Origin of the sequence: Halochromatium roseum, assembly GCF_016653315.1 — a bacterium.
Taxonomy (GTDB): Bacteria; Pseudomonadota; Gammaproteobacteria; order Chromatiales; family Chromatiaceae; genus Lamprobacter; species Lamprobacter roseus.
This window is the reverse complement of the sequence record NZ_NHSH01000083.1, coordinates 35125-41626: the sequence shown is the minus strand read 5'-3', so window position 1 is coordinate 41626 and position 6502 is coordinate 35125. Positions and strand designations below refer to the sequence as shown.

Here is a 6502-nt window from a genome sequence, read left to right as displayed (position 1 = left end):
AGCCCCCAGCCCCCAGCCCCAAGGGGTTGCTCTTGGTCTAATGCGCGATCTTTGGTGCACTGAGATCTGCTCCGCAGATTTCGCTCCTATGCGCTCGAGCCTGCAGCGCCGGGCCCTGGATGCTCGCCGCGAAAGGTCTCGATCAATAGGATCACGACGCCGACGCTGATCGCGCTGTCAGCAACGTTGAAGGCTGGCCAGGGATTGAAGAGGCGCATGGGGATCAGGGGCAGATAGACCTGAATGAAGTCGACCACATGTCCGAAGACGATACGATCGATCAGGTTACCGATGGCGCCTCCGATGATCAGCGCCAAGCCAGAGGCCAGTAGCCAGGTGCCGGACTGTAGCCTGACCAACCAAGTCACCAGGACGACTATGACCAGGAGCGCGAAGCCAGCAAGCAGCCAGCGTTGCCAGCCGCCGGCGTCGGCGAGAAAGCTGAAGGCGGCGCCACGGTTGAACATGAGGGTCAGATTCAGGTTGGGCAGCAGTTCGAGCACTTGGTAGGGGGCGAGCATGCTGAGCACCAGCCACTTGCTGGCCTGGTCCAAGAGGATCACGACAACGGAGAGCCATAGCCAGTTTTTCATCGGGAGCGAGCGATCTTGTGCGCGAAAAGCCCCCTTTTCAGGGGCAGGAATTCAGGGTGCGATTTGAAAACCGAGGCCTGAGACTGTTAGGGTACGAAGGTTTTTGCATGGCCTTAGACTCGATTGAGGCCCGCAATCCATCCTTATCGGAGCGGACAAAATGCGAGATCTTTACAAGACCGACTACGAGGTCGGACAAGACAATATCAGAACCTGGGGCATGGATATGCACAACCCAGTCTTCATCATTTCCAGCATCTTGGTGCTGCTGTTCGTGATCGGCACCCTGATCTTCCCCAGCGAGGCCAAGCAGGCGTTCGATGGCTCCAAGGGCTGGTCGATCGACAATTTCGATTGGCTGTTCCTGGTCGCCGGCAACAGCTTCGTGCTCTTTTGCCTGCTGCTGATCGTGCTGCCGGTGGGCAGTATCCGCCTTGGTGGGGTTGATGCGAAACCGGAGTTCTCGCTGCTATCCTGGTTCGCGATGCTGTTCGCGGCTGGCATGGGCATCGGGCTGATGTTCTGGAGCGTGGCCGAGCCCGCCGCCTACTTTAGCGATTGGTGGGGGACGCCGCTCGGGGTTGCGCCGCGCACGCCTGAAGGCGCTGACCTGGCAATGGGCGCCACCATGTTCCACTGGGGCCTACATCCTTGGGCCATCTACGCCGTTGTGGCGCTTTCGCTGGCCTTCTTCAGCTATAACAAGGGGCTGCCGCTGACCATCCGATCAGCCTTCTATCCGTTCATCAAGGATCGTTCCTGGGGCTGGTTCGGGCACGTCATCGATGTCGTCGCGGTGATGGCGACCATCTTTGGTCTGGCAACCTCCTTAGGCTTCGGCGCGCAACAGGCTGCTGGCGGGCTCAGCTATCTGTTCGGGATCGACGGCGGTATCAATACCCAGATCGCGATCATTATTGGCGTGACCTCGATTGCGATCATTTCAGTGGTGCGCGGGCTGGATGGTGGCGTCAAGCTGCTCAGCAACATCAACATGTTGCTGGCACTGGCGCTGCTGCTCTTCGTGATTGCGGTCGGCGCTGGGCTTGGCATCTTCAGTGAGATGGCGCGCACCGCTGGCGCCTATGCTGAGAACATCATCCCGCTGAGTAACTGGATTGGGCGTGAGGATGAGAAGTTCTACAACGGCTGGACGGTGTTCTACTGGGCCTGGTGGATCTCCTGGTCGCCGTTCGTTGGCATGTTCATCGCCCGCGTCTCCAAGGGGCGTACGGTGCGTCAATTCCTGGTCGCGGTGTTGCTGGTTCCAACCGTCGTGACTGTGGTTTGGATGAGCGCTTTCGGCGGTGCTGGAATCGATCAAATGCAGGCTGGCGTCGGCGAACTCGCTGATGGGGTCGGCGAGGTCTCGCTGGCGTTATTCCAGATGTTGGCTAACCTGCCTTGGGCCATGTGGACGTCGTCTCTCGCGATCGTGCTCGTGTTGGTGTTTTTTGTCACCTCTTCAGACTCCGGCTCCCTGGTGATCGATAGCATCACCGCCGGCGGTAAGCTCGATGCGCCGGTGCCGCAGCGTATCTTCTGGGCGACGATGGAAGGGCTGATCGCGGGTGCATTGTTGTTCGGGGGCGGCGCCGATGCGCTGGGTGCCTTGCAAGCGGCGGCAATCACCGTGGGGCTGCCGTTCACGCTGGTGCTGTTGGCGATGTGTGTCGCGCTCTACATGGGACTGAGCCATGAACGGCGCTACGTGCTTGGTGAAGGCCGCAGCGCCAAACGCGATTCGGCAGCAGCCGAAAGTAGCGCCTAGCGCGCTTTTGCGAGTCGGCTAGCTTCAGTCTGGCTGGTGCTGGCTGAACCATCAGGGAGCAAGGCGCGGTCAAGACCGCGCCTTGCTCGTTCTGGCTCGCCTCAATCAGCGAAGATCTCATCGAAGAAGCGCTGCATCCGCTGCCAGGAGCGGGCATCGGCCTGCGGATCATGCTGCAGGTTCTCGAGGCCATAGTCGCCGGCGTTCGGATTGGTGAAGCCGTGGCGCGCGCCGCCGTAGATATCCATCTCCCAGTTGGCGCCCGCTTCTTCAAGCTTGTTCTGGAAGTTGCTGACGACCTCGGGCGCGACGAAGCTATCGGCCTGACCGTGCAGGATCAGGATCTCAGGCTTGATCTTGCCAATACTTTCTTCAGGGGCGGCAGGAAACGAGCCGTGAAAACTGACGATGCCGTCGAGATCAGCGCCGCCATAGGCCATCTGCAGGACGGTGCCGCCGCCAAAGCAGTAGCCGATCGCAGCAATCTGCTCCGCATCCACATCAGCAGCCGCCTTGAGCTGCGCCAGGCCCGCATTGGCACGCTGACGCCAGAGTTCGGGGTCGACGGTGACCGCTTGCATCCACTCCCTAGCCTGAGCAGGCTGGTCGGTGACCTGATCGTTGCCGTACATATCGGCCGCGAAGGCGACATAGCCCAATTCAGCGAGCATGCGTGCGCGCTGTTTGGCGTAATCGTTGAGGCCCCACCATTCATGGATGACGAGGATGCCGGGGCGATCACCTTGGATCGCATCGTCCCAGTACAGATAGCCGGTGAGCGGGATGCCTTCGTCCTCGTAGCTGATGGCCTTGGTTTGCACCTCGGCTTGAGCAGCGCCGGCAGTGAGGCCGATAACAAGGCTGATGGCAAGACTGACAGCAAGCCCCGGGACAGGGCCGGCGGCGAGCCTAGGCAACAGGTGGGCGAGATGATGATTCGGGCGCATGCAGGATCTCCTGAGTGGTTTCGGGGTGCAATGAATGCGTGCGGGCAGCCAACTCCAGGGCGAGTGTTTGGCTGCCGACGCCGTCGCTGCGACCATAGACGCATCAGCGACTGGGCGACAAGCGGTGAGCGCGGGTGGGGGGTTAGGCGCTCAACTCGGTTTTCATTGGGGTGGTGGCAGGGTAGACTCAAGCTCCCGCAGCGGATGAATCCTGCAGAACCATCGGCGGCAGATCGAAGCGTCCGTGCGCTGCCTGCACCTCAGCCCGCTTGAGCGAGCCGCGGCGCGGCCCAAGTCAAAACCGCGACTAGGCTTCCAACTTCCCCATCCCGAACGCAGTATCGCGATGAACGACACCCAGCTCTTATCCGGTTCCGAGCGCGATATCGCACTCTTCGCCACCTTGCTTGGAGAGGTGCTGCGCGAACACAGCCGCAAGCGCGTGCTCGTGGTGGTGGAGCGCTTGCGCGAGGGCTTTTTGGCGCTGCGCGAGCAGGACGACCCCGAACTGCGCGCCAAGCTGATGAAACGCATCAATGGCCTCGACCCGCAGACCTTGGCCGAGGTGATCCGCGCCTACACCATCTATTTCAGCCTGGCACATCTGGTCGAGGATGTGCATGCCTATCTGAACCGGCGCTCGCTGATCAGCGCTGGTGGTCGGCTCTGGCGCGGTTCGTTCGACCACACCCTGCGCCAGTTCCATGCCGATGGCGTCGATGCGGCAGGGCTGCAGCGGTTGCTGAATGAGCTTGCCTATCTGCCGGTCTTCACTGCTCACCCCACCGAGGCCAAGCGGCGCACCACGCTGGAGACGCATCGACGCATCTTCTTGGCTGCCCTCGACCTGCACCGGCACAAGCTCAACGAAGAAGAACAGCAAGACCGCCTGGGCCAGATCCTGAGTGAGATCCAGGTGCTCTGGAAGACCGACGAGGTGCGGGTGCACAAGCCACAGGTGACCGATGAGGTGCGCCAAGGGCTGTACTTCTTCCGCGAGTCGCTGTTCGAAACCGTGCCGCAGGTCTACCGCAACCTGGAGCGTGCGGTTCGGCGTCTGTACGGCAGCAACAGCGGCGTGTTGGTGCCGAGCTTCATCGGCTTTGGCTCCTGGATCGGCGGTGATCGCGATGGCAATCCCTACGTGAAGCCCGAGACCACCGAGCTGGCGGTGCGCATGCATTGCGAGCTGGTGCTCGAGCATTACATCGCGCGGGTGCGACGATTGACCCGCATCCTCAGCCATTCGAGCCTGCTGGTGCAGCCCTCGACGCCGTTCCTCGATGCCCTCGACGATGATGAGGATTACTGGCTGCACACCATGCGCCAGACCCATCGGCGCTATTTCCACGAGCCCTATCGACGCAAGCTGTTCATCGTCCGCCATCGGCTGGAGACGACGCTGGCGCGGGTGCGAGCGCGGATCGATGATGACCAAAGCCCGGAGATCCTGCCCGAAGGCTATGCGCACGAGGGCGAGCTGCTCGACGACCTCTACCTGATCCGCGACTCGCTAATCAGCCATGGCGATGCGAATGCCGCTGATGGCGAGCTGAAGGATCTGCTGCGCCTGGTCGAGACCTTTGGCTTCCATCTGGTGCATCTCGACGTGCGCCAGGAGTCGACGCGCCACACCGAAGCGGTGATCGAGCTGTTTGCGCGTCAGCCCGGTGCACCGCTCTATCAGGCCTTCAGCGAGGAGCAGAAGCTGCTGGCCTTGGCCGAGGCGATCGGCCATCCGCATCCCTTCCATGTCGATAAGGGCACACTGACGCCGGAAACGCGCGAGACGCTTGAGGTGTTCGAGTCGATGGCGCGGATGCGTGCTGAGATCAGCGAGCAGGTCTTCGGCGCCTATGTGATCTCGATGACGCACAGTGCCAGCCATGTGATGGAAGTGATGCTGCTGGCGCGCCTGGCCGGGCTCGCCGGACAGACCCCGGATGGTTGGTTCTGCCATCTGCGCATCTCGCCGCTGTTCGAGACCATCGAAGACCTGGCGCATATCGACTCCGTGATGTCGGCGCTGTTCGACAACCCGACCTATGCGGCGCTGCTCAAGGCCTCCGGGAATCTGCAGGAGGTGATGCTCGGCTACTCGGACTCCTGTAAGGACGGCGGCATCCTGGCCTCGGCCTGGAACCTCTATGAGGCGCAGGAGAAGATCATTGCGCTGGCCGAGGGGCGCGGCGTCAAGTGCCGGCTCTTCCATGGTCGCGGCGGGACCATCGGTCGCGGTGGTGGACCGACCCATGAGGCGATCCTGTCGCAGCCGGAAGACACCGTGCATGGGCAGATCAAATTCACTGAGCAGGGTGAGGTGCTCTCCTACCGCTATGCCAACCCGGAAACGGCTCTCTATGAGTTGACCATGGGGATCAGCGGCCTGATGAAGGCCAGCCGCTGCGTGATCGAGCCGCCGATCAAGCCGCGCAAGGATTATCTCGGCATCATGGAAGAGCTGGCGCGGCTCGGTGAGGCCCATTATCGGGGCCTAATCTGCGATACACCGGGGCTGCTGGACTATTTCTATGAGGCGACCCCAGTCGACGCGATCGCGCTGCTCAACATCGGCTCGCGGCCCTCGCATCGGAAGAAGGCGGATCGCTCGCTGGGCTCGATCCGCGCCATCCCCTGGGTCTTCGGTTGGGCCCAAGCACGACATACCCTACCGGCTTGGTTTGGCATCGGCAGCGCGATCGAGCAATGGCGACAAGGGGATCTGGAGCGCTTAGCCAAGCTGCAGCGGATGTATCAGGAATGGCCGTTCTTCCGCGCCATCTTGAGCAACACCCAGATGTCGCTGTTCAAGGCCGAGATGCAGATCGCCCATGAATACGCCCAGTTGATGCCGGATCAGGCGCGCGCGGAGTCGATCTACCGGGCGATCGCCGATGAATATCAACGCACCTTGACGCAAGTGCTGAATGTAGCCGGCCTGCATGCGGTGATGGAGGAGACGCCCGAGCTGCAGCTCTCGCTGGCGCGACGCAACAGCTATCTCGACCCCTTGAACCATATCCAGATCACCCTGCTCGAGCGCTATCGCAACGAGCCGAACGAGGAGGCGCGCAAGGAGTGGCTCGATCCGTTGTTGCGTTCGATCAACGCCATTGCCGCTGGCATGCGCAACACCGGTTGATGGCTCTGCTCAATGTGCTCGTTTCACGCTGACCAGGCTCACAAGCTAA

At 61.6% G+C, this 6502-nt stretch carries 4 protein-coding genes; 2 read left to right on the top strand and 2 right to left on the bottom strand.

The genetic code is table 11. The features are described from left to right. Positions 1-86: 86 nt before the first annotated feature. On the bottom strand, positions 87-593 hold the full coding sequence (lspA, locus tag CCR96_RS23220) for a signal peptidase II (RefSeq protein ID WP_201224282.1): 507 nt from the start codon (positions 591-593) through the stop codon (positions 87-89). A 160-nt stretch (positions 594-753) separates the two neighbouring features. Here lspA and CCR96_RS23215 point away from each other — a divergent pair, with 160 nt between their 5' ends. After that, complete coding sequence (locus tag CCR96_RS23215) at positions 754-2364, top strand: BCCT family transporter (RefSeq protein WP_201224281.1); 1611 nt, start codon at positions 754-756, stop codon at positions 2362-2364. A gap of 101 nt (positions 2365-2465) precedes the next feature. Here CCR96_RS23215 and CCR96_RS23210 read toward each other — a convergent pair whose 3' ends face one another. Next, on the bottom strand, positions 2466-3311 hold the full coding sequence (locus CCR96_RS23210; RefSeq protein WP_201224280.1) for a dienelactone hydrolase family protein: 846 nt from the start codon (positions 3309-3311) through the stop codon (positions 2466-2468). Between the two features lie 346 nt (positions 3312-3657). Here CCR96_RS23210 and ppc point away from each other — a divergent pair, with 346 nt between their 5' ends. Beyond that, positions 3658-6453: a phosphoenolpyruvate carboxylase gene (gene ppc / locus CCR96_RS23205; protein WP_201224279.1), complete on the top strand. Its 2796-nt coding sequence runs from the start codon at positions 3658-3660 to the stop codon at positions 6451-6453. Positions 6454-6502 lie beyond the last annotated feature (49 nt).